General features: G+C 44.1%; 2 protein-coding genes. One reads left to right on the top strand and one right to left on the bottom strand.

Going from position 1 to position 3265, the window contains the following annotated elements; genetic code table 11:
- Positions 1-1289 (top strand): condensation domain-containing protein (locus G9G54_RS24735; RefSeq protein ID WP_238808434.1); only part of this gene is annotated, 1289 nt, incomplete at its 5' end.
- Between the two features lie 762 nt (positions 1290-2051).
- On the opposite strand, the gene G9G54_RS24730 is transcribed toward G9G54_RS24735, so the two are convergent.
- On the bottom strand, positions 2052-2966 hold the full coding sequence (locus G9G54_RS24730) for a dihydrodipicolinate synthase family protein (protein WP_165179931.1): 915 nt from the start codon (positions 2964-2966) through the stop codon (positions 2052-2054).
- Between the last annotated feature and the right edge of the window lie 299 nt (positions 2967-3265).

Raw genomic sequence — 3265 nt, 5'->3', positions numbered from 1 at the left:
ACATTTTGAGCCATCTGGAAGGTGGGGATCTCAGCTACAATATGCCGGGTGTATTAACCGTGGAGGGACCGCTTCAGTCCGATCAGCTGGAGGATGCGTTCCGTCAGTTAATAGCCCGCCATGAAACGCTGCGGACTTCCTTTGAAATGGTGGAAGGCGAGGTCGTTCAGCGGGTGTACGATCAAGTGGAGTTTGCAGTAGAGCGCTTGCAGGCTAGGGAGTCCGAAGCCGAAGCCTATATCGAGTCCTTTGTACGCAGCTTTGATCTTCGCCAGGCACCACTGCTGCGTGTCCGTCTCATTCAAACCGGACCAGAGCGCCATCTCCTGATGTACGACATGCACCATATTATTTCAGACGGTGTATCGTCTAACAACATCGTGCAGGAGCTGGTACAACTGTACGAGGGACAGGAATTGGAGCCGTTGCAAATTCAGTACAAAGACTACGCCGTGTGGCAGCAGCAGGAGATGCAGCGTGAGTCATACCAACGCCGGGAACACTTCTGGCTGGAGCATTTAGCCGGAGAATTGCCGGTACTGGATTTGCCAATTGCTTATCCTAGACCTGCTGTTCGCAGTTTCGAGGGTGCGATGTATGAATTTACAGTGGACGCAAATGTATCCGAGCAACTGCACCGAATTGCGGCACAGACCGGAAGTACACTGTACATGGTGCTATTAAGCGCCTACACCGTTCTGCTGTCCAAATACAGCGGTCAGGACGATTTGATCATCGGTACGCCAGTAGCAGGACGCTTGTTGCCTGAACTGGAGCCACTGATCGGAATGTTCGTGAATACGCTAGCCATCCGGCATCAGCCGAGGGGCAACCAAACGTTCCACAGCTACTTGCAGGAAGCCAGAGATCGTACGCTGCAAGCCTTCGAGCATCAGGATTATCCACTGGAAGAGTTGGTGGAAAAGCTGGATGTAGCGCGGGATGCAAGCCGTAACCCGTTGTTTGACACCATGTTTGTACTGGAAAATACAGAGTCGCCGGAAGCGAAGCTTGAAATGCTGTCCTTCAGTCCGTATGTTCAGGAGCATCGTATTTCCAAATTCGATTTGACCTTGTCCATGAGTGATGAAGATGGGGAGATCAAGGGTTCGTTTGAATATTGCACGAAGCTGTTTGGAGCTGACGCTATTGAGAGATTAAGCAGGGATTTGATAGCGATCCTGTCCCAGGTTGGGATCAATCCAGATTTGCTGTTAAGCGATATTCAGGTGAACTCGGACGAGCAACCGGAAGGCTTCTCGCCGGATTCCATCGACTTTGTTTTCTAAATCTGTTTTCTAAAATGCAATGATTTCACTTTGCGTGGTGCAGAGGGTGGCGGCTTGTCCGCCTGCCCTTGCCTGCATTGAAAAACAGTAAAAATAATTCCATTTGAAAATTTAAGTATTATAAAATTCGTCAAGTTTAGGTTGATTATGCACATTATATATTAAGGAAGAGTATAAGATGGATTAGCTCCATTTTATGTTACGAATTGTTTTGATTATTTAAAAGATACCACTTTGAATAATCTCAATGAACTTAACAAAAGAAGACCCGTGTTTCAATAAACGCGGGTCTTCTTTATTTAGCAATTGCTGGTTGAATTCATATGCAGTTTAAACATCAGTTTGATTAAAACATCATTTTAATTACGATAATTCCAATCAATGCTAGAATTAAACCGAATATCTCTTGACGACATAGGCAAAATAGATACTCCGTAAAGTAAAGCTTGTTTCGAGGAAAGGTCTGTGAAGCTATGAAACAAGATAGCCAGCACGCTCCATTGCTAGCCTCGGTAATGTCCTACTTGCAGATCTCGCTTGTATCTAACGACGATAAGCGAGAAGGATAATGATGCAGAATTCGACTAGCTGCACTAAAAGTAAGTGTCTCTTCCCAAAGAAAAGTAGCTAGCAGGACAACAAGCACAGGCGTTAGTCCCGAAAAAAATGCTATGATTGAAGCTCACATCTGTTGTTTCTCCAACACTCATAACGAAAAATTTTACAGCAAACGTGCTTAGTAGTCTTCTCTTCGAAAAGCTATTAGCCGAATGGGCAACAGAATGTTTCTGTAGACTGAAGGTCCTTTAGTATGAATTCCAAGTGTTCTCTAGCTGATTGATTCAATGGTTGTAAGGGCAAAGGAAGACTGGGACTTGAGATTAAGCCACTTATTTCTGCTGCTGCTGAAACAACACGAAGGCTACCATATTGATGAAATAACGTCCAAATAGGTTCAAGTAGCGCCGAGAGTCGTTCCGCTTCATCAGCAAAACCGTCCTGGGCCAAACGGGTCATTTTTAGGCACGCCTTTGGAAACAAACCACCGAGAACCGAGTACCATGCTTCACAGCCTGCATTCAAGCCAGTGACTGCAAATGAATCTCCACTTACTCCTATAGTTACATGGGGAGGAATGGTCGTGCGTAGTTTTCTAATGCGTGCCTTGGCTGCTTCAGGATCAGAAGGTACTCCAGAAATCTTGATAGAACGAACGTTAGGTAGCTCAGCAATCCGACCGTGCAACTCATCACTAAAATGGAAATGCGAGGTACTCGGATTATCATATACACAAAGTGGAATGGAGAGTGAACTGGTTACCTGTTCATAGAGTAAAAATACTTCTTCATTCGTTAGTGTTTGATAGGAGACAGGGGCTAGCAACACTGCGCTTGCTCCTGCTCTTTGTGCATCTTCCGCTAATCGAAGTACTTCAGAAGTACGAATCGCACTTATACTTGTCATCACGGGAATCCTCTCAGATGAATGGACAGCAAGTCGAAGCACACGTAAACGTTCTTCTCGATTAAGATATGCATAATTTCCAGTTGAACCCAATGCACCAATTGAGTCTACACCAGCTGCAACTAATCGTTGAATTAGTGTCACAAATGCTTTTTCGTCAATACCTGTCTCGTTAACGGGGGTGAGTGGAAAAGCAGATAATCCACAGAACATAAAGCTACACTCCTTTATTAATTGACCTTCAAAATACAAACACATTATAAAAATGAATTAGACACAATTAAAGTACCAATTGAGTGACAAATAACAGTACCAATTCTTCTAGACAAACTTAAGTACAAAGTACATTTCTGTATCGAAATCAACGTTATGATATTACATCTTTTAACAGATCAGGTTAGTCGAGAAAGATAAAAAGCATTCTATATAGAATGCTCAGGCTGTCGAGAAACCCCCTGTTTTTTTGCAGGGGGTTTAAAACTGTCTTAGTGGTCTAAAAACTAGGGTCCTCA

The organism is Paenibacillus sp. EKM212P, assembly GCF_011066115.1.
Taxonomy (GTDB): Bacteria; Bacillota; Bacilli; order Paenibacillales; family Paenibacillaceae; genus Paenibacillus; species Paenibacillus polymyxa_B.
The sequence above is the reverse complement of the archived record's forward strand: the minus strand, read 5'-3'. Positions and strand labels throughout refer to the sequence as shown.

Excerpts from the sequence above, each read along its gene's own strand:
- G9G54_RS24730 (WP_165179931.1), bottom strand. The coding sequence starts at position 2,966 with ATGTTCTGTGGATTATCTGCTTTTCCACTCACCCCCGTTAACGAGACA.